16 protein-coding genes and 7 tRNA genes are annotated in these 20,593 nt (G+C 42.9%); 8 read left to right on the top strand and 15 right to left on the bottom strand.

Annotation, left to right across the window (positions count from 1 at the left end; genetic code table 11):
* The 4 genes from ACHUFW_RS07250 to ACHUFW_RS07235 all read right to left on the bottom strand — a co-directional run bounded on the left by ACHUFW_RS07250 (position 1) and on the right by ACHUFW_RS07235 (position 404).
* Positions 1 to 73 (bottom strand) — tRNA-Asn (locus tag ACHUFW_RS07250).
* A gap of 28 nt (positions 74 to 101) precedes the next feature.
* Positions 102 to 177, bottom strand: a tRNA-Asn gene (locus ACHUFW_RS07245).
* A 25-nt stretch (positions 178 to 202) separates the two neighbouring features.
* Positions 203 to 278, bottom strand: a tRNA-Asn gene (locus ACHUFW_RS07240).
* Positions 279 to 328: 50 nt separating this feature from the next.
* A tRNA-Asn gene (locus ACHUFW_RS07235) sits at positions 329 to 404 on the bottom strand.
* Between the two features lie 1,192 nt (positions 405 to 1,596).
* On the opposite strand from ACHUFW_RS07235, the gene uvrB reads away from it, so the two are divergent.
* A complete protein-coding gene (gene uvrB / locus ACHUFW_RS07230; RefSeq protein WP_394201820.1) occupies positions 1,597 to 3,615 on the top strand; it encodes an excinuclease ABC subunit UvrB in 2,019 nt (672 codons plus the stop codon).
* A gap of 41 nt (positions 3,616 to 3,656) precedes the next feature.
* On the opposite strand, the gene rrtA is transcribed toward uvrB, so the two are convergent.
* Positions 3,657 to 4,163, bottom strand: a complete 507-nt coding sequence (gene rrtA / locus ACHUFW_RS07225; protein ID WP_394202252.1) for a rhombosortase — start codon at positions 4,161 to 4,163, stop codon at positions 3,657 to 3,659.
* Positions 4,164 to 4,243: 80 nt separating this feature from the next.
* The gene (gene queC, locus ACHUFW_RS07220; protein ID WP_394201819.1) at positions 4,244 to 4,933 is read right to left on the bottom strand and encodes a 7-cyano-7-deazaguanine synthase QueC; all 690 of its coding nucleotides are present in this window, start codon (positions 4,931 to 4,933) and stop codon (positions 4,244 to 4,246) included.
* Between the two features lie 166 nt (positions 4,934 to 5,099).
* On the opposite strand from queC, the gene queE reads away from it, so the two are divergent.
* Complete coding sequence (queE, locus tag ACHUFW_RS07215) at positions 5,100 to 5,768, top strand: 7-carboxy-7-deazaguanine synthase QueE (protein ID WP_394201818.1); 669 nt, start codon at positions 5,100 to 5,102, stop codon at positions 5,766 to 5,768.
* Positions 5,769 to 5,853: 85 nt separating this feature from the next.
* Here the strand turns inward: queE and ACHUFW_RS07210 are convergent, their stop codons facing one another.
* From ACHUFW_RS07210 to ACHUFW_RS07195, 4 genes are all read right to left on the bottom strand, one after another.
* Positions 5,854 to 6,906 (bottom strand): PLP-dependent cysteine synthase family protein, encoded by a 1,053-nt coding sequence (locus tag ACHUFW_RS07210; protein ID WP_394201817.1) that lies wholly within the window; start codon positions 6,904 to 6,906, stop codon positions 5,854 to 5,856.
* A gap of 339 nt (positions 6,907 to 7,245) precedes the next feature.
* Positions 7,246 to 7,330 (bottom strand) — tRNA-Tyr (locus ACHUFW_RS07205).
* Positions 7,331 to 7,360: 30 nt separating this feature from the next.
* Positions 7,361 to 7,445 (bottom strand) — tRNA-Tyr (locus tag ACHUFW_RS07200).
* Between the two features lie 30 nt (positions 7,446 to 7,475).
* A tRNA-Tyr gene (locus tag ACHUFW_RS07195) sits at positions 7,476 to 7,560 on the bottom strand.
* 125 nt (positions 7,561 to 7,685) lie between these two features.
* Here ACHUFW_RS07195 and ACHUFW_RS07190 point away from each other — a divergent pair.
* From ACHUFW_RS07190 to ACHUFW_RS07180, 3 genes are all read left to right on the top strand, one after another.
* Positions 7,686 to 8,177, top strand: coding sequence for a VC2046/SO_2500 family protein (locus ACHUFW_RS07190; RefSeq protein WP_394201815.1), 492 nt, complete (start codon positions 7,686 to 7,688; stop codon positions 8,175 to 8,177).
* 72 nt (positions 8,178 to 8,249) lie between these two features.
* A complete protein-coding gene (locus ACHUFW_RS07185) occupies positions 8,250 to 8,534 on the top strand; it encodes a DUF406 family protein (protein WP_394201813.1) in 285 nt (94 codons plus the stop codon).
* 154 nt (positions 8,535 to 8,688) lie between these two features.
* Positions 8,689 to 10,863, top strand: a complete 2,175-nt coding sequence (locus tag ACHUFW_RS07180; protein ID WP_394201811.1) for a sensor domain-containing phosphodiesterase — start codon at positions 8,689 to 8,691, stop codon at positions 10,861 to 10,863.
* Positions 10,864 to 10,896: 33 nt separating this feature from the next.
* Here the strand turns inward: ACHUFW_RS07180 and ACHUFW_RS07175 are convergent, their stop codons facing one another.
* Both ACHUFW_RS07175 and ACHUFW_RS07170 read right to left on the bottom strand, forming a co-directional pair.
* Positions 10,897 to 11,385, bottom strand: coding sequence for a YchJ family protein (locus ACHUFW_RS07175; RefSeq protein ID WP_394201809.1), 489 nt, complete (start codon positions 11,383 to 11,385; stop codon positions 10,897 to 10,899).
* Positions 11,382 to 11,909: a YybH family protein gene (locus ACHUFW_RS07170; protein ID WP_394201807.1), complete on the bottom strand. Its 528-nt coding sequence runs from the start codon at positions 11,907 to 11,909 to the stop codon at positions 11,382 to 11,384. The genes ACHUFW_RS07175 and ACHUFW_RS07170 overlap by 4 nt, the downstream gene beginning before the upstream one ends.
* A gap of 215 nt (positions 11,910 to 12,124) precedes the next feature.
* Here ACHUFW_RS07170 and smrA point away from each other — a divergent pair, with 215 nt between their 5' ends.
* Positions 12,125 to 12,712 (top strand): DNA endonuclease SmrA, encoded by a 588-nt coding sequence (gene smrA, locus ACHUFW_RS07165; RefSeq protein WP_394201806.1) that lies wholly within the window; start codon positions 12,125 to 12,127, stop codon positions 12,710 to 12,712.
* 29 nt (positions 12,713 to 12,741) lie between these two features.
* On the opposite strand, the gene ACHUFW_RS07160 is transcribed toward smrA, so the two are convergent.
* Positions 12,742 to 14,589 (bottom strand): M2 family metallopeptidase, encoded by a 1,848-nt coding sequence (locus ACHUFW_RS07160; RefSeq protein WP_394201805.1) that lies wholly within the window; start codon positions 14,587 to 14,589, stop codon positions 12,742 to 12,744.
* Positions 14,590 to 15,019: 430 nt separating this feature from the next.
* On the opposite strand from ACHUFW_RS07160, the gene psrA reads away from it, so the two are divergent.
* Positions 15,020 to 15,664 carry a TetR family transcriptional repressor PsrA gene (psrA, locus tag ACHUFW_RS07155; RefSeq protein WP_394201803.1) on the top strand — a complete coding sequence of 215 codons (645 nt, stop codon included), beginning with the start codon at positions 15,020 to 15,022 and terminating at the stop codon, positions 15,662 to 15,664.
* A gap of 10 nt (positions 15,665 to 15,674) precedes the next feature.
* Entirely contained in the window at positions 15,675 to 17,951 is a 2,277-nt protein-coding gene (locus tag ACHUFW_RS07150; RefSeq protein ID WP_394201802.1) for an acyl-CoA dehydrogenase, read from the top strand.
* Positions 17,952 to 18,016: 65 nt separating this feature from the next.
* Here the strand turns inward: ACHUFW_RS07150 and pyk are convergent, their stop codons facing one another.
* The gene (pyk, locus tag ACHUFW_RS07145) at positions 18,017 to 19,456 is read right to left on the bottom strand and encodes a pyruvate kinase (RefSeq protein ID WP_394201801.1); all 1,440 of its coding nucleotides are present in this window, start codon (positions 19,454 to 19,456) and stop codon (positions 18,017 to 18,019) included.
* Positions 19,457 to 19,639: 183 nt separating this feature from the next.
* A complete protein-coding gene (locus tag ACHUFW_RS07140) occupies positions 19,640 to 20,494 on the bottom strand; it encodes a MurR/RpiR family transcriptional regulator (protein ID WP_394201799.1) in 855 nt (284 codons plus the stop codon).
* Positions 20,495 to 20,593: the final 99 nt, after the last annotated feature.

The following is a 20,593-nucleotide window of genomic DNA, read 5'->3' as shown; positions in this document are numbered from 1 at the left end:
CTCCCCAGACTGGACTCGAACCAGTGACATACGGATTAACAGTCCGCCGTTCTACCAACTGAACTACAGGGGAAGCGATATTGACTTCATTGTTAAATAATTGGCTCCCCAGACTGGACTCGAACCAGTGACATACGGATTAACAGTCCGCCGTTCTACCAACTGAACTACAGGGGAATCGCATTATTCAACTTTAAAAAATTGGCTCCCCAGACTGGACTCGAACCAGTGACATACGGATTAACAGTCCGCCGTTCTACCAACTGAACTACAGGGGAATCGCATTTTTCAGGTAACTACCTGTTTGTCTTTAACTTTTTAATTGCTTTGGCTCCCCAGACTGGACTCGAACCAGTGACATACGGATTAACAGTCCGCCGTTCTACCAACTGAACTACAGGGGAATCGTTAAAGCAACTCGTCGTTGAAGACGGAGCGCATATTAAAGCGCTCTTGATTTCGAGTCAACTCAGCAATTAAAAAAAAGTGTAATTATGCTGTTAAGTGCTCATCTAATGTGCATCCTGGCGTCTTAACAGCCAAATTGGTTATCAAGTATACTTTTCTTTCGTGCTTAGAGATAGATAGCATTGATGTATTTGCTTACAGCAGCATTTTTAATAAGGTTTAGGTTCTAAGCGAATCTATCCTATGTATAGACCTTTGATATGAGTTTACTGTCAGCAGGCTGTTGTAGAAATAGTCAATAGCGCAAGGGGGAAGCAAGGGCATAGAGATAAATGATTTATGCAGAGCCGTGCCTGATGGAAATTAAGGATAGAAGAAAAAGTTAACTTAGAAAGTGAAAGTAAAGATTGCAATGCCGGTACCTACAATAAGTAGGAGCGCTATGAGTTATCTTTTACTTAAAGATAAGCCTCACTGTAATATCGCGTGTATATCTATAACGAGTTATTTGGGAGGTAATGAGACTATTAACGCCACTGAATACAGACCATCAGCTTTATTAGGTCATCAGTTACTCGATTATCTTGTGTTTGAGTTCTAAACCCTCTGAATATTACCTGCTTACGCTCTCGATGTCTTTATCGCAGTTTATAAGGATAAATAAGCGCAAGGAAAGCGCTTTCAATGAAAGCAAAGTTTCAAATGTAATAAAATTACATCGACAGGGTTTGGCAGTTCATTAGTTGCTAATGGTCGCTAAAGTCCCGTCAAATCGGGCCTTGTGAGAGTTATCCACTAAATCTGTGGATAAACCTGTGGGTTTTGTTTAAAAATGTGTTTCAAACCCTTGTAACATCAGCATTGGACTTAAATTGAACACTTTTGTTGGTTAAAAATTAACCTTTTAAAAAACAACAAATTATAAAAATCAACAACTATTTTTTTCGCTGCGTTATCCTGTTGCGAATATGTAACAGTTTCTCAATGCTTTTCTGTGTATTAATTTGCTTGTTTTAGCCGTTATGTGGCGCTTTTTTAAGCATTGCCGCTTACTTTTATGTATTGTGTAAAACTTTCATTTTTTCATCATCAATTTGTCATTTACTTAAGGTACGCGGTGCCAAAACGATGGCATTAGCTGTTGGTGTCGATTAAAATGGTTTTTGGTCTAGTAAGGAGCGAATTTGCGTGAGCGAGACTCAATTTGAATTAGCGTCACAATATACCCCAGCTGGTGATCAGCCTACCGCAATCAAGAAACTCGTCGACGGGTTACACGATGGACTTGCCAGTCAAACCCTACTTGGGGTCACAGGTTCAGGTAAAACTTTTACGATCGCCAACGTGATTCAGCAGATGTCGCGTCCAACTATCATCATGGCGCCCAATAAAACATTAGCGGCGCAACTTTATGGAGAGATGAAGGAGTTCTTTCCTAACAATGCGGTGGAGTACTTCGTTTCATACTACGATTATTACCAGCCAGAGGCGTATGTCCCATCTACCAATACTTTCATTGAGAAAGATGCTTCGGTAAACGCGCATATTGAACAAATGCGTTTGTCGGCGACTAAGGCCTTACTTGAGCGTAAGGATGTGGTGTTAATTGCATCCGTATCTGCCATTTATGGTCTTGGTGATCCTGATTCTTATATGAAGATGTTACTTCACCTGCGCCAAGGCGATTTTATGGGGCAGCGGGATATTTTAACGCGCTTAAGTGAGTTGCAGTATACCCGTAATGATATTGAGCTTCAGCGGGGTACTTTCCGTGTTAGAGGTGAAGTGATAGACATATTTCCCGCCGAATCTGACCGAGATGCCATTCGCGTTGAGTTATTTGATGATGAAATAGAAAGATTGAGTCTTTTTGATCCATTAACCGGGCATATTACGCAACGTATTGCCAGAACGACTGTTTACCCAAAAAGTCATTATGTCACCCCTAGAGAAAAAGTATTGGCAGCAACGGAGGAAATCAAACAAGAACTTCGCGAAAGGCGCCAGTATCTTCTGGATAATAATAAGTTGATTGAAGCGCAACGCGTTACAGAACGCGTCCAGTATGATATCGAAATGATGACTGAGCTGGGTTATTGTTCAGGTATTGAAAACTACTCACGTTACTTGTCTGGTCGCAGACCCGGAGAGGGGCCACCGACCTTACTCGATTACCTACCAGCGGATGGTTTACTGATTATTGATGAAAGCCATGTGACCGTGCCACAAATCGGTGCCATGTATAAAGGCGACCGTTCTCGCAAGATGAACTTGGTTGAGTATGGCTTCCGCTTGCCGTCCGCCTTGGATAACCGGCCATTAAAGTTCGAAGAGTTTGAATCCTTAATGCCACAAACCATTTTTGTATCAGCAACACCTAGCACTTATGAAATGGATAAGAGTGAAGGTGAGGTTGCTGAGCAAGTCGTGCGCCCTACAGGGTTACTCGATCCTGAAATTGAAGTAAGGCCGGTTGCTATACAGGTTGATGACTTATTATCAGAGGTCGGTAAAAGGGTGGCGGTTAATGAGCGTGTTCTAGTCACGACCTTAACCAAGCGCATGGCAGAAGATCTGACTGAGTATCTAGATGAACATGGGGTAAAGGTACGCTATTTACATTCAGATATTGATACTGTTGAAAGGGTCGAGATCATTCGCGATCTTCGCTTAGGTAAGTTTGATGTATTGGTTGGGATTAACTTGCTAAGGGAAGGCTTAGATATGCCCGAGGTCTCCTTAGTGTGTATTCTTGATGCGGATAAAGAAGGCTTTTTACGTTCTGAGCGTTCTTTAATCCAGACTATTGGTCGCGCGGCGCGAAATGTAAATGGTAAAGTCATTTTATACGCCGATCGCATTACCGATTCGATGAAAAAAGCCATGGGGGAAACAGAGCGTCGCCGAGCTAAACAGCATCAATTTAACTTAGATAACGGTATTGTGCCAAAAGGCGTTGTGAAGAAAATAACCGATGTAATGGATATTGGCGAAAGTGTTGAACAACCTAAGTCGGTAAATGACATATCGCGCAAAGTTGCCAGTCCAAAAGCAAGCTATTCTGTGGATGATGCTGCAAGTTTAAGTCACCGTATTGACGCGTTAGAGAAGCAGATGCACGAACATGCTAAGAACTTGGAATTTGAACAAGCTGCAGCGTTAAGGGATGAAGTTAAGCAACTTCGAGAAGCACTTATAAAAGCTTAGGTTTAAAATAATAAGAGGAAGCATAAGGCTTCCTCTTAACATTACTGAGTGATTCGTGATTTGTTATTCAAGGTCGTGGCAATATAGTAGCCCACAAATACAATGATGCCCGCAATAACCCCAATCAAATGTGACTCTGTAGCAACTCTTGCGTTGATAATATTTGATACTTCCTCAGTCGCACCAAAATACTGCTCATAGGCAACTTTTGCTATTACGCCACCTAACAATAGGTAGCCTGCTTTCATCTTAGTTTGAATTTCTTTCAAAGCACCAAAGGTAAAGAATCCATGCAAAATTCCGCTTAAGCCAACGTAGCCGATTAAATTTGGAAACAGCAGGTATAAACCTAGCCCCTCTAATACAGCTAATAGGAAAAACAGCAACGCTAACCACTTAGCAGTGTAGAATTGAGCGTGAAGTAGGGTAATAATCCACATACCTGCTAAATTCATTAATAAATGCCAGTGATTAGTATGCAAAAAATTTCCCGTTACTAATCGCCACCATTCGCCGTTCGCTATTTCATAGCGTTGGTAGTTAAGCACGTCACTTACAGGGAGTATAAATAACCCTATACATAGCAAAGAGATGATCAGCGTTGTTGCAAAGCTAGACTGCAGCGCTTTCAAAGATCTACCTTTTCTTCCAGTTCGGCCATGACCGCAGTTTTGTTATCGAGGTAGTCATCAAGGCCTTTTTGTCTCAGTAAGCACGCAGGGCAGGTGCCACAACCCGTACCTATTTTGCCGTTATAACAGGTGAGCGTGTTATCTTTGACGAGATCTAGCTGTTGATATTTGTCGGCCAGAGCCCAGGTTTGGGCTTTATTGAGCCACATTAACGGCGTCACTAGAGATAACTGCCGATCCATACCTTGCTCTAAGGCAGACTGCATGGCTTTAATAAACGCGTCCCTGCAGTCTGGATAGCCTGAAAAATCAGTTTCACAGACCCCTGTAATAACCGCTTTTGCGCCGAGTTGATATGCATATATCCCAGCTAAAGTCAGAAACAAAATATTGCGGCCAGGAACAAATGTATTGGGTAGTCCATTATCCATTAGTTCATTTGAAACAGGAATATCGTCTCTGGTTAGAGCGGATATGGCTAACTCATTGAGCATAGTGACATCAAGTACCTTATGACTTTTAACGCCAAGCTGTGCTGCTAGGGCTTTAGCAACCTCTATTTCCTGGCGATGACGTTGACCGTAGTCAAAGGTGATTGCATGCACTTCATCGTATTGGGTGAGTGCTTGTACTAAACATGTTGTGGAGTCTTGACCTCCACTAAAAACCACGACAGCTTTTGACATAATGACTCATTACTAAAAATTTTTGCCATAGTGTAACTGACGTGAGCTTGCTTGTAACCTTTCGATAGGTGCCAGCGCTGGCAATTGAATGACTTAAGCTTGGTTTGAAAACTTGCTTGTTGCGCCAAAATCTTCTATAAAAGCCGCCCAAGCAATAGAGGTTGTTATGCATTATCCTGTAAACGAAGTATTTGAAACCATCCAAGGTGAGGGCTTTTTCACCGGCGTACCTGCAATTTTTATTCGATTACAAGGCTGCCCCGTTGGCTGTGCGTGGTGCGATACACAGCATACTTGGGAAAAGTTACCAAAAAATAAAGTGACCCAAGAGCAGGTCATTCAGGTCGATGGCACCGTTGGTCGTTGGTGTGATATGGAGCCAGAGGCGTTAATCAGCCAATTACAAGCCAAAGGGTTTACTGCAAAGCATGTCGTGATCACTGGAGGTGAACCTTGCATGTATGATCTTAAGCAGCTGACTTCAGAGTTGGAATCTGCTGGCTATCAATGTCAAATTGAAACCAGTGGTACGTTTGAAGTTAACTGTTCGGACAGGACTTGGGTGACGGTCTCTCCGAAAGTGAATATGCGTGCAGGGATGGAGGTTAGAGGTGATGCTCTACAAAGAGCTGATGAGATTAAACACCCAGTTGCTATAATGCGTCATGTAGAGGAGTTAGACGCGCTGCTTGAAAATATTGATATAACCAACAAGGTGATGTGTTTACAGCCCATCAGTCAAAAACCAAGAGCGACTGAGTTAGCTATGCGGACTTGTATCGATAGAAATTGGCGACTTTCAATTCAAACCCACAAATATCTCGCCATTGATTAGGGTAAGACAGCTCCCTCATCACATCAAAATAGATAAAATGAAGCCTTCAAACATCGCTGTTTGAAGGCTTCGTTTTTGCCGATGACTATTTATCAGTAAAGAAATGGCTCAATTGGGTTTCATATTTGCTGGGATCACCGATATGTTCCTCGACCCATTTGTCATCATAATAAGTGTCCAGATAACGTTCACCTGAGTCACACAGCAAGGTAACGATAGAGCCTTTTTGGTTGTTCTTTAGCATTTGCTGCGCAAGTATTAGCACGCCATAAAGATTTGTGCCTGTAGATGGCCCGGTTTTGCGGCCGATGGCTTTTTCAAGTAATCGAATACAAGCAATTGACGCCGTATCATCCACTTTTATCATATGGTCAACAACGCCAGGGATAAATGACGGCTCAGCTCTTGGTCGACCAATGCCTTCAATTCGACTGCCTTTATCGCAGGTAATGGTTGTATCACCGCTAGTATAATAGTCATAGAACACCGAGTTTTCAGGATCGACAACACAAAGTTTAGTGGTCTCCTGTTGATAACGAATATAACGCCCTATTGTCGCTGAGGTACCGCCAGTACCGGGACTCATTACTATCCAAGTTGGCACGGGGTGGGGTTCTCGCTTCATTTGATCGAATATAGCATTGGCAATATTGTTGTTACCACGCCAGTCAGTGGCGCGCTCGGCATAGGTAAATTGATCCATATAGTGGCCATCTAAAGTCTCAGCCAGTCGCTGAGACTCGGCATAGATTTGACTTGAGTGGTCGACGAAATGACATTTTCCGCCGTAAAATTCGATTTGCTGAACTTTTTTCTTTGCGGTGGATTTGGGCATGACTGCAATAAAGGGTAAGCCAAGCAAACGGGCGAAATACGCCTCTGATACCGCTGTGCTGCCAGATGAAGACTCAATAATCGTTGTGCCTTGTTTTATCCAGCCATTACATAATCCGTACAAAAATAGCGATCGAGCCAAGCGGTGCTTAAGGCTACCAGTTGGGTGAGTGCTTTCATCTTTAAGATAAATATCAATGCCCTCTAAAGCTGGCAAAGAAAGTTTAATTAAGTGTGTATCAGCACTTCTTTGGAAGTCGGCTTCAATTTTTCCAATAGCTTGATTTACCCACTGATCGGCCATTTGGGACTCCATTGTTAATTTAGCATCTTGTATATAGCTATAAGGTATATGTAATAACTAAGGTGAATGAGTATAGGCGGTATGATTTAAAATTACGACCTTAAGCTAGCGGAAAAGTTTTATTGATTATCAAAATATCAGCACAATAATCGGAATATGTAGTTTTTAGGTTAAATAAAGTTTTATTGGCGTAACGAGGCGGTATAAATAAATTAAATAGTGCAGCCGTTTTGACTGAAGTTTTTTGCTATGCAAAAATTGCATTGTGATAAATAAAAATTTAAGGGATTTGATTAAAGCTGAATGATACAGGTGGTGAGATATTAGCAGGAAAGAAAGTGGTGGAGGGAGAAGGATTCGAACCTTCGAAGGCTGAGCCGTCAGATTTACAGTCTGATCCCTTTGGCCACTCGGGAACCCCTCCACGGGTATCTTTAATTCAATTGTGTGCAAATGGTGGAGGGAGAAGGATTCGAACCTTCGAAGGCTGAGCCGTCAGATTTACAGTCTGATCCCTTTGGCCACTCGGGAACCCCTCCACGGGTATCTTTAATTCAATTGTGTGCAAATGGTGGAGGGAGAAGGATTCGAACCTTCGAAGGCTGAGCCGTCAGATTTACAGTCTGATCCCTTTGGCCACTCGGGAACCCCTCCTCAATTGCGGCGGCAATAGTAGTCAGAAACGTCGTCGCTGTAAAGACCCAATTTGAACTTTTTACTAAAGTTAGTGATCAAGCGGTCGATAAAATACCAACGAGCTGTTTTGTTGATGTTTTTTTATGCGAACTAATGAGTTATTAATCAATGAGTCACATCTAGGCACACGCTTAAATGTGGCGGTATCCGGTGCTAGAAGAGGCGAATTCGCCTTATTGTTGGCTTTGATGTCAAATGACGCCCGTGATATGGCTCAATTTGTTGGTGAGCACGCAAGCCAGGAAATAGAACAAAAGTTGCGATCGCAATTTGATATGCCACCTCAGCAGCAACTGATTGCACAGTTTGGTAAAGATGAAATGGTGAATCATAGCGATGAATACTATCGCGGTGGATTAACAGCCTTTCGTTTACAACAAAGCTTAAAACCTGAAGCCTTTGTTAACCGAGGCAATATGGATAGTGGTATGCGTGAGGCGCTTGCCAATGCAGAACCACGTGCGAAATTAAATTATCTCTATCCTGAAGAAGCGGCCTCAACGCTGAATACGCAAGTGCCACACTTTGCCGAACAACTGACTAATCAGCGGCAATTTACTGAGATTATTGTTTAGTTGTGATCAACACAAATAGATACATTTATATAAGCTGGATATAATAGTCACTTAGTCAATTGGAGATATTCCATGAAAAATATTCAGCAACGTCAATCTGATTTAGTTAATGATACATGTAATGACTGCGGAAGTTATGCCGATATCGGCGCGGTAATAGATGAACACGACACAGAGCTAGTGCTTGAATATCCACTAGCAGACCAGTCAGACGCAGACGCCATCATAGCCAAAGCTAAAACACGTTTTGAAGGCGTATTAGCGACCACTTCATCAAATGACACTAATTTGACAATAAAATTACAATTTCAATTTAGTGCGGAAAAAATGATTTTTCAGCTAGAAAATCATATTTAATGCATATTGATTAAGCTAACTGTTGCCATTTTGTAAATAAATCGTGTAGGCTGGTCCACTTATCAATAAATAATATAATTATTAAATACTTTGTCAAATTAATTGAGTGAAGTGATTGACAGGCAATATTGACCTGTCGCTTTTAGGGATATATGTGAAGACGCGAAATTATCAACACTTGTTGGAGTCGATCGTTAACTCCACGGCAAAACAAGAAGGTGATTTTCCCCGTACAGCAGAACTGGCGACAGAATTATTGTGTCAGCAGTTGGCGGTTAAACACGTCGGTGTGTCTGAGATCTGTACAGACTCAGATACGCTGCGCGAAGTGGCCGCCTATGGCCCGCAGTTTAAGCATAGTGCCCATCGTCCTATTCCGAGTTTATGCCCCAATTATCTACAAGCCCTTAAGTCTAAGCGTCATATTGCCTCTGATGACACTAAGTCGGACCCGCGTCTAGCAGAGTTTGCTTCCGATTACTTTAAAACTCGTGGTATCAATGCCAGTCTCGAAGTGGCCATCCGAATAAATGGGCGCTTAGAAGGCGTTCTTTACTTGGAGCGTAAAGATTACTTAGCCTGGACTGAAAGTGAAATTCACATAGCATCTCAAGTAGCCGATCAGTTAGCGTTAACGTTGGCAACCCATAACGCTTATGAAAAAGATGAACGTTTAACTTTGCTCTCTAGTGCGATGGAACAATCCGAACAGATTAGTATGTTAGTTAACTTGCGCACGGATATTATTGAGTACGTCAATCAAGCCCATCAAGAGGTCTCTGGTACGCCACTAAATAAAGTGCTTGGAAAACCTATCACACGGTTAGATTTTTTCCGTCAACATCCAGAAATGGCAAACAAAGCTTTAAGTCGGGTTAAAGAGGGGTTGCTGGCCAAGGGTGAAACAGAGATCACCCGCTCTAATGGTGAGCGATATTGGCTTAGGTTTAACGCCAAGCAGTTTATAACGCAAAGGGGAAACCATTACGCGTTAATCAGTGCTGAAGATTGCTCTGAAGAAATGAGCTATAAGAAGGACTTGGAAAGACTTGCTTGGCGCTGTTCATTAACCGGTTTATATAACCGATCATATTTTAATAAAGAGTTAGACAAGTGCAGTGAAGGGCATCTGTTTTTAGTCGACCTACGCGGCTTTAAGCGTTTTAATGATACCTATGGCCATGAAAAAGGTGATGAACTGCTCATTGAAGTTGCAAGAAGGCTTAGACATTTTGCCCGAGTAAACAAAACTGACCTACTTGCCAGAGTGGGCAGCGATGAGTTTGCCATGATTTTAAAATCGTCTGTACAGGAAGGCGATTTAGATTACATGTTAAAGCGGTTATATCACCAATTGTCTTTACCAGTTCTGATTGGGCGTGACAATGTTGAGCCTAAACCTGCGATTGCGATTGTTGATATCGCTTCTGTTGAGCAACTATTTGCGCCATTAACCTGTGCTGATATCGCGCTTCAATATGCCAAGAAAAAACAATCTGATGCAATTCAGGTGTTTAATAATGCCTTGTTAAACGCATTTAAAGAAGATGCCCAGATTGAGCGTGACTTACAAACGGCATTGAGAAGCCGTGAATTTGAATTGTATTATCAGCCATTAAAAGATCTACGCAGTAAAAATTATATTGGCGCGGAGGCGTTGATCCGATGGCATCACCCCAAAAAAGGGGTGCTTTATCCTGGTGCTTTTATTGATATTGCAGAACAAACAGGGATGATAACGGCGATAGGTGAATGGGTCTTAGAGGCAGCGTGTCGCCAACTTAACTTATGGCAGCATCATGATGTCACTATTTCCATGCATGTTAATGTGTCTGCTAGGCAGTTTTTTAGTGGCACTTTATACGACCAAGTGTGGGAGATGCTAACGCGATACCGTATCAAGCCTGGTACCTTGATTTTAGAGATTACTGAAACGGAACTAATGGAAGATATCGTGTATGCCACTAACCTGTGTAAAGAGCTCGCTGACTTAGGTGTCGGTCTTGCCATTGATGATTTTGGCACAGGCTACAGCTCAATGCGCTATTTAAAGCAGTTCCCAATCAGTAAACTAAAAATTGATCGCTCATTTATCTCAGACCTCAGTGTCAGTCATGAAAGCCGTGAAATTGTCAGTGCGATTATTGCTATGGCGTCAGCATTAAACATTTCATTGACTGCCGAAGGGGTAGAGACCCAAGAGCAAGAAGCATTTTTAGCAGACCATCTCTGCCATCAGGCACAAGGGTTTTTATATAGCCCTGCGTTAAGAGAAGCGGACTTCAGTGCCTTTCTTAGTCAAGAGCAGGCAGGTCAATTAATTCACTAGTTGAATTTTTGTACTGGATTTTCGCCCGTAAATCTATACTTTCGCTAGGCAACACTGCTTAAACTTTTTGCCGCTGTTGCAAATACAAGCCATGTTACGCTTTGGTATTACCGCTTGAAACTGTTCACCTGTGGTGTACCACCAGCGATGATCTTCAAAAACAAAATCAGACTGTTCATGTATCGCATCGAGATGGCCGTCAACTAAGTACCATGCTTGAAAGGTCACTTGTGCTATTGGCGTTTGATTGCTTGCGTTGATAACCTGTAAACCTAGCCATTGCGTCAGTTCTTGCTGGTCCAAATCAGCTTTGGTTAGGCCATTCAAGTGCTTGGGGTGATGGGTGTCAATAAGATATTGGTGCTGCTTAAGAACAAATGCGCTATAACGGCTGCGCATCAAGGTTTCTGGATCTGCGGCAACACGTTGAACAGTGTGAAAGGGCTGGCAACATGTTTGATAACTGAGGCGTAGACCCGATTGTTGCCTGCCACAGGGGCAGAGTTCAGTTTGTTGGCTCACTTAGCTTGTACACTCTCTATGGCTGGTAACGCACTATATTGACGCCCATAGTATAGGTTAGGTGACGGTTTGGCATTGAAATAAAACGAAGGGTCTGATCGGTTGCTGGTGTCTACGGTCAACACCCAACGGTCGTCGGCCTCTTTCTTAAAAACATTGACAAATTTGCCTGAAAATTCGCTTACTGGTTCTTCTGCCTCAGCAGGTGGATGGAAGCGGATAAGATAGTAGCCAATATCTGTGGCGTTTTGAGGTTCGAGTTGCCTCTCAATGACTCTAAAATCTACTTCTATTTTGGCGTTCTTGTGCTTAATTTTGCCAAAGAACTTGTTGTATAACTTTAAAATGTTGTCTTTGCCCATGGTGATTTCTTTACCCTGGCTTTCAGGGATATAGCAGGCATTCTCAGCGTAAACATTGGCCAGTTTGTCTGTGTCTAAGTGTTCAAAGGCTTCAGTGAATTGGTGATAAAATTGGTTCAATGCCTCATGCTCGTTAACGGCAGCTTGGGCACTTGTACTCATTACCAATACTGAAAATACCAACTTAAACAGGGATCTAAAAACAGTCATTGAATCATCAAAGTTACTAATACTATGCTAACTATAATTGATGGTGCATTTGATCTAAAGTTTTAGTTCTTAACAAAGTGTGTATTTAGTGTCATAAAGTTATAAAACCCTGCAAATTGGTATCACAATACCGTATATTACTCAGTTCTAAGCCGCATGGAGGACGTATGATGGAAAATGATACAGCGCTGTTCCTCGCTGAAATGGCAGATGTTAAGCCACTCTCACCAAGTGCTTCAGTATTACCGCACACTCGGCAAGATAGTGAGTCGCAGCAAATAAAACTACAGCGCTCACAGTTTGCGTTAAAACTGCAGGACTTAAGTATTGATGTTGCCAACATTAAGCCGGTACTACCTGATGATGAATTGAGTTTTAAACAAGATGGCGTGCAAAATGGCGTATTTAAACAATTTAAGCTAGGTCATTATCCTGTTCAAGCGAGCCTAGACGTGCACCAATACAGTGTTGAAAAAGCGCGCAGTGAATTACTTAGCTTTATTGAGCATGCCAAATCTAGGGAATGGCGTAATGTTCTTGTGATCCATGGAAAAGGCGTTAACAATAAACCCATTGCGGCATTGATGAAGTCTTTCGTTAACCACTGGCTTGGTAAGATAGACGGCGTAATGGCATACCATAGTGCACCGCAATTGATGGGAGCAACGGGCGCAGTGTTAGTGATGCTAGAAAAGTCAGAAAATCAGCGAGATTTTGCGCGTGAAACAAATTATAAAGGGGCCGGAAAAAGATAGCCTGCAACTTGCAGGCTATCTGTATTAAATTACCAGCCGCATTGACGGTTAGCTGATTGGTTTTGTTTATCCAGCCATGATTGTAGGGGAGCAAAATAGTCTAGGACTGCAGATGCATCCATATTTTCTGTGCCGGTAACCACCGAGAGTGCCTGCGGCCAAGGTTGGCTTTGGCCCATTTCTAACATGGTATTTAACTTCTCTCCAGCGGCTTTATTGCCATATATGCTGCATCGATGAACAGGTCCCTGGTTACCCGCGATATCACACAGTGCTTTATGGAATTGAAATTGCAATATATGCGCTAGAAAGTAGCGGGTATAAGGCACATTCCCGGGTACATGATATTTCGCACCTGGATCAAAGTCATTTTCACTGCGATCGATGGGGGCCATTACGCCTTGGTATTTTTGGCGCAACTCCCACCAGGCTTTGTTGTAGTCTTGGGGCTTAATTTCACCGCTGAAGACTTTCCAGCGCCATTGATCAATCATTAAGCCAAATGGCATAAAGGCGACTTTATCGAGTGCTTGTTTGAGCAGTAGGCCGATATCTTTCGACGCATCGGGCACTTCATCGAGTAAGCCTATCTGTTTCAAATAGCTTGGTGTAATACTCAGTGCTACGGTATCGCCAATCGCTTCATGAAACCCATCATTAGCGCTATTTTTGAAGATAAACGGCTGGGATTTATAGGCTCGTTGATAATAGTTATGGCCTAACTCATGATGAATAACCGTAAAATCTTCAGCGGTTTTTTGGATACACATTTTAATACGTATGTCATCTAGGTTATCCAAATCCCATGCAGAAGCATGGCAAACTACGTCGCGATCTTTAGGCTGAACGAAAAGCGAACGTTGCCAAAATGTGTCTGGTAGAGGCTCAAAACCAAGTGATGAAAAGAACTGCTCAGCTTGTTTAACCATTTGGATTTCATCGTATCCATGCTGGGCTAATAGTTCAGTGACATCATAACCAGGATCAGCATTTTCCGGTGCGACACTGTCATAGACGTTTGCCCATTGTTGTGCCCACATGTTGCCTAAAAGGTGAGCTGGAATAGGGCCTTGTTTAGCGACAACTTCATCACCATATTTTTCATTGAGTCGGCCACGAACATAACAGTGTAGCGACTCATAAAGCGGTTGAACCTGGCCCCATAAACGATCGAGCTCGGCAGAAAACTCATCGGGTTGCATGTCGTATTGGCTGCGCCAAAGCTCTGATAAATTCTTAAAGCCAAGATCTCTAGCACCTTCATTGGCTAATTCAATTTCTCGCTCAAATAATGGCCTCATTGGCTTAGCGATCTCGCGCCAGCCTTGCCAAGCCTCTAATAATAGATCGGGATCAGATGATTCTCCCATGATTGCTGAAAGCTCGGGTTGTGTTAAGCAGCGACCGTCGTCAAAGCAATACTTGCCTTTACCGTATAAGCCATTTAGTTGGGAACTGATATTAGCAAGTTCTGCATTTTTAGCGGGATCGAGTGGCGCAGGTAATACCAAGGAGCTGCGTAAAATATTGAGCTTACGCTGATTGGTTGCATCTAATGGCAGATTGGCATACTCCGCAGCTTCTGTTGCAATCTTCACTGAGGTGGCGATTTGCTTTTCGGCAACTTGTGCTGAAAGTGCTGCGGTATCTTCGGTGATGAAATTACTGTAAATCCATTCTGCCCGGTTTTGTTCAATAGATATCTCAGCCAACTGTGCTTCTGCATCATTGATAAATGCTTCAGCTTGGGTAACATTTGGACTATTACTTGTTTGTTCTTCAGCCAAATTTTCTTTTTGGTTCGAACAAGCTGTTGCGAGTAAAGTCACTGAGATTGCAGCGCTAACTAATGATAGTCGTGAGGGGATTGTTATCATTTGTTCCATCCTTGTTATTATTTTCGACTCTAGTGTACCTAAATTAGTGCGGTGCTGTTTATCTTTCGAGCGGAAATTTTTAGAACTCACCGGATTGAGTGTAAAGCAACGAATTTAGTTGCCTTGCGAGCTAAGCAACTAGCTCTTTCTACAAGCATCATGAGTGGTAGCGCAGTGCTTTAATTCGCTTTAATGTCTTTATTGGTTTACTACAGTAAAACAGCGAGCTAATCATCAGCGCCACTTTGCATAGAAGCGTAAAACCTCATTGCAACAAAACCCATTAAAGGTCAACAGCCCCCTGTGATTGTAGTTTTTCGACAAAAATTGAGCTTACTAAGGTGTAAAGCAGGGGGACGTGTGAATTATGTTTGACAATAAGTGAACTAGTGTTTAATTTAAACGCACGTTTTAAATAAGAGGTCATGGAATGGCTAATCGATCCGACACAAAAACAAGAATATTGGACGCAGCTGAAAAACTATTTGCTGAACGTGGATTTTCCGAAACATCATTGCGACTAATCACCAGCAAAGCCGAAGTCAACTTAGCGTCTGTTAATTATCATTTTGGCTCTAAAAAAGAATTGATTAGAGCGGTATTAGCTCGTTATCTCGATCGGTTTATGCCGGCTGCTGCGACTGCGATAGTGAAACTTCAACAAGATGAGAGCGCGTCACTCAACGATATTTTTTCATCACTTGTGCAGCCATTACTTGATTTAAATGATTTTAAAGTAGAAGGAACTCGCACCTTCCTGCAATTACTGGGTCGTGGCTATATCGAAAGCCAAGGTCATTTACGCTGGTTTATCACTACTCACTATGGCGAATACCTGTCAGAGTTTGTCAAAGCGGTTGCCGACAGTGCGCCACATATTCCGCCTGCTGAAATGTTTTGGCGACTTCACTTCACCTTAGGAACGGTAGTGTTTACCATGGCATCGGCAGATGCACTGACAGAAATTGCAGAAGCTGATTTTGGCGAACATAATGATATAGAAGATGTGATTAGAAAAGTCATACCTTATTTGTCAGCGGGTGTATCTGTACCAATATCCGCTAAAATGGAGTAGGAGTGCTAGTATGACACTGTTTATTTTACTGCTACTGATAATCATCGTGTTATTTGCAGTCAAGAATATCCGGATGCAGTTTATAACGCGTCCGGTTTTTAGTTTTTTTAAGAAAGTACTACCGCCACTTTCAGCTACCGAAAAAGAAGCGATGGAAGCAGGCGATGTTTGGTGGGAAGGTGAGCTGTTCAGAGGTAAGCCAAACTGGGATACCTTGCATAGTTACGGCAAACCGCAATTAAGCGCTGAAGAAAAAGAGTTTATCGACAATCAAGTGATGACGGCATTGTCGATGATTGATGATTTTGACATCGTCCATAACCGCAAAGATTTGCCTCCTGAGTTGTGGGATTACTTTAAACGCGAAGGCTTTTTTGCACTGATCATTCCTAAACAATACGGTGGTAAGGCTTTTTCTGCCTACGCCAACTCGACGATTGTGAGTAAATTGGCGAGTCGTAGTGTCAGTGCTGCCGTCTCGGTTATGGTACCCAACTCGCTAGGTCCTGGAGAGCTGCTAACCCATTATGGGACTCAAGAGCAGCGCGACCATTGGTTACCTAAGCTGGCAAAAGGCGAAGCGGTTCCATGTTTTGCATTGACTGGTCCAGAAGCGGGCAGTGATGCCGGTGCCATACCTGACGAAGGAGTAGTGTGCCGCAAGGAGTTCCAAGGTGAAGAGGTTCTCGGCCTGTCACTGACTTGGGATAAACGCTATATCACCCTAGCGCCAGTCGCCACCGTATTAGGTTTAGCGTTTCAAATGCGCGATCCTGAAGGTTTATTAGGTGGTGAGTCAGATTTAGGTATTACTTGCGCATTGATACCAACCGATCATCCTGGTGTAGAAATAGGCCGGCGCCATAACCCATTAAATATGGGCTTTATGAACGGCACCACCAAAGGTAGTGATGTATTTATTCCATTAGATTGGATTATAGGTGGCCCCCAATACGCTGGTAGAGGTTGGAGAATGCTGGTTGAATGCTTATCTGCAGGGCGGGGCATTTCTTTGCCCGCGTTAGCTACCGCATCAGGGCATACCGCCACTAAGACCACCACAGCTTACAGCTATGTTCGTCATCAATTTGGTCTGGCTATTGGTCAATTTGAGGGCGTGCAAGAAGCGTTAGCACGTATCATCGCAAATACCTATCAGCTTGAAGCAGCAAGAAGACTAACCACCACAGGAATCGATCTTAAAGTTAAACCGTCTGTGGTGACAGCGATTGCAAAATACCATATGACCGAATTAGGTCGTGATGTGGTGAATGATGCAATGGATATTCAGTCAGGCAAAGGTATTCAGCTTGGTCCAAAAAACTATTTAGGCCATGGCCATATGGCAACGCCCATTTCAATCACGGTTGAAGGCGCTAATATTTTGACCAGAAGCTTAATGATTTTTGGTCAAGGTGCGACGCGTTGTCACCCTTATGTACTCGCTGAGATGGAAACTGCTGCAATGGACAATGAAGCCGATGCCTTAGAGCGTTTCGACTCATTGCTGCTTGGTCATATGGGATACGCTGCGCGCAACGGTATTCGTGCTTTTATTAGTGCGTTGACTGCAAGCTGGTTTAATACTTCTCCTGTATCAGGTGAAACCAAACAGTATTATAAAGACATGACACGTATGTCATCAGCGCTTGCATTAATGACTGACTTATCGATGTTAATACTCGGTGGTGATTTAAAACGAAAAGAGATGTTGTCTGCAAGAATGGGTGATGTGCTCAGTGAGTTATATTTAGCCTCTGCGACATTGAAATTATTTGAGGATAATGGCCGTCAACATGACGACTTGCCTGCGGTTCATTATGTCATGCAATTACGTCTTAAGCGCGCGGCAACGGCGTTGCAGGGTGCCACAAGGAATTTCCCTAATCGTCCAGTTGCATGGTTAATGCGTTTGATCATGTTCCCATTAGGTAATCACTTTAATGGTCCTACGGATAAGTTAGCTAGTGAGCTTTGCCAGTCTATGTTACAACCTGGGCCAGCCCGTGATAGATTGACTTTCCTTTGTCCAGATTTTGACGCTGATAAAGGCGGGATTGCTGAAGTTGAAGCGGCGTTTTTAGCGCAGTATCAATGTAAAAGTATCTATGGCAAGCTAAGGCAGGCGCAAAAATCTGGCCTTGTCGCTAGAAAGCTATCTAATCTTGCATTATTTGACGCGGCCAAAGCCAGTGATGTGATATCTGAGGATGAATACCAACTACTTGTAAATGCAAATGAACTACGTTTAGCAGCCATACATGTAGATGATTTTGAAAGCCTATAGCTTATAATGGGTTAAGTAAGATAAAAAAAGGAACGCGCTGCGTTCCTTTTTTTAAGACTTTGACTTTAGGCAACAATTAATACTTTGCAAGTATTCGTTCCGCCAATGGTCTCCATCGCATCACCTTTGGTCATCAATACCATGTCGCCGCTTTGCAGATCACCACTTTGAGATAGCGCTTCAAGCGCTTTTTGAGCTAACTCATCAGCTGCACACTGAGTTGAATCAAAGTGAACTGGCTTGACGCCACGATAAAGTGCCATCTTGGCTAAAGTGACATCATGACGAGACAGGGCATAGATTGGCAATGCAGAGCTGATACGGCTCATTAGCTGCGGCGTCGCGCCAGACTCTGTTAATGCAACAATCGCTTTGACCCCCTCAAGGTGGTTAGCGGCATACATCGTTGATAATGCGATGGTCTCTTCAACTGAGCTGAATTTCTCATCTAAGCGATGTTTTGACACCTGGACGCTTGGGTGTGCTTCGGCACCTAAACAAACGTTAGCCATTGCTTGTACGGTTTCTTCAGGGAAGTCACCTGCTGCAGTTTCAGCGGATAGCATTACCGCATCGGTGCCATCTAGCACGGCATTTGCTACGTCCATGACTTCTGCACGAGTCGGCATAGGGCTGCTGATCATCGACTCCATCATTTGAGTCGCAGTAATCACGCTCTTGTTCAACTGGCGAGAGCGACTAATTAGCTTTTTCTGTACGGCTACAAGTGCTGGATCGCCAATTTCGACGCCTAAATCACCGCGCGCAACCATGACAGCATCAGATGCTTTAATTACATCATCCATCGCTTCATCACTGGCTACAGCTTCAGCGCGCTCTACTTTAGAGACGATTAGCGCGTTACTGCCTGCTTGACGGGCAAGGTCTCGAGCATAGTTAAGATCAGCACCGCTACGAGGGAAAGATACTGCTAAATAGTCCACTTTAATCTGCGCAGCTGTAACAATATCTTGCTTATCTTTCTCGGTAAGTGCAGCGGCTGATAAACCACCACCTTTCTTATTGATACCTTTGTTGTTAGATAAAGGTCCCGCTACAGTAACTGTTGTGTGTACTTTTTTACCTTCTACACGCTCAACTTTAAGCTGTACACGACCATCATCAAGCATAAGGATATCACCAATTGTGACATCTTCTGGCAGGGCTTTATAGTCAATACCAACCTGGTTTTCATCACCAAGTCCTTTGTCTAACTCTGCATCTAGGATAAAAGCTTGGCCTAAATTAAGCTGAACTTTCTTGTTGTCTTTGAAGGTAGATACTCGGATCTTTGGACCTTGAAGATCACCAAGAATAGCAACATGAACACCTAGCTCTTTAGCTATGTTACGAACATCAGTCGCACGCTTTAAGTGATCCTCAGGCGAACCGTGAGAAAAATTTAAACGTACTACGTTAGCACCGGCTTTGATGATACGTCTTAAGTTATCGTCTCTATCGGTTGCTGGACCCAAAGTCGTAACAATTTTGGTTCTGCGGAACATGAGATACTCCGTTAAGTTTTAATTAATCTAACCCTATATTAACAGAGAATCTTATTTTTTGTAGGAAAATTACGAACAAATTGATCTATTTCAATATTATAATTTTGTGACGAGATTCATTCATTTGAGCAAAAAAAAGCGCAAGGATGACTCCTTACGCCTTACTTTTGTTACTAAACTGTCTTAAATCATCGGATCTTTGTCGATACGAGATTCTTTTAAAACCTCTTTGACGCGCTTCAAGCTCTCTCTAAATCTCGGCCCACGTCTTAAGGTAAAGCCGGTAGCCAGTACGTCAATAATCACTAATTGCGCCAATCTAGAGGCCATAGGTAGATACATGTCTGTATCTTCAGGTACTTCCATAGTGACTGGAAGGGTACATTCTGTTGATAACGGTGAGTTTCGCGCGGTAATTGCGATAACTGCTGCGCCATTTTCTCTAGCCAGTCTAGCTATATCAATCAGAGACTTAGTACGCCCCGTATGGGAAATTAACACCACAACATCCCCTTCAGTGCTATTGATACAGCTCATACGCTGCATCAGTACATCATCAAAGCAAATGACAGGGACATTAAAGCGGAAAAATTTGTTTTGTGCATCGTGAGCAACAGAGGCTGAAGCCCCTAAGCCAAAGAAAGAGATTTTCTTAGCTTGGGTTAAGATATCCACGGCTTTATTGATGGCAGCCGTATCCATGCTTTGCCTAGCGGTATCCAGTGATGCCATTGAAGACTCAAAAATTTTAGTGGTATATGAGTCAGGGCTATCATCTTCTTCAACATGACGGCTAACGTACGGCGTACCGTTGGCTAAGCTCTGTGCCAAATGGAGCTTAAAGTCTGGAAAGCCTTTAGTATCAAGGCGTCGGCAAAAGCGATTCACGGTCGGTTCACTGACGTCTGCCATCTTTGCTAAGGTGGCGATACTAGAGTGAATGGCTGTTTGCGGTGAAGCCAAAATAACCTCGGCCACTTTGCGTTCAGACTTACTAAAATGGGTTAGGCTCTTTTGAACCTTTTCTAGGGTATTCATATGCGTACATCCACTCAATAGTAATGTAATTATATTTATTCTTTTATGTCATTAACGAACCAAACTAGAAAGTGCTAAAGTTTGGTTGGTATGCCGAAT

Origin of the sequence: Shewanella waksmanii (assembly GCF_043643685.1) — a bacterium.
GTDB lineage: Bacteria > Pseudomonadota > Gammaproteobacteria > Enterobacterales > Shewanellaceae > Shewanella > Shewanella waksmanii_A.
This window is presented reverse-complemented; position numbering and strand designations above follow the sequence as displayed.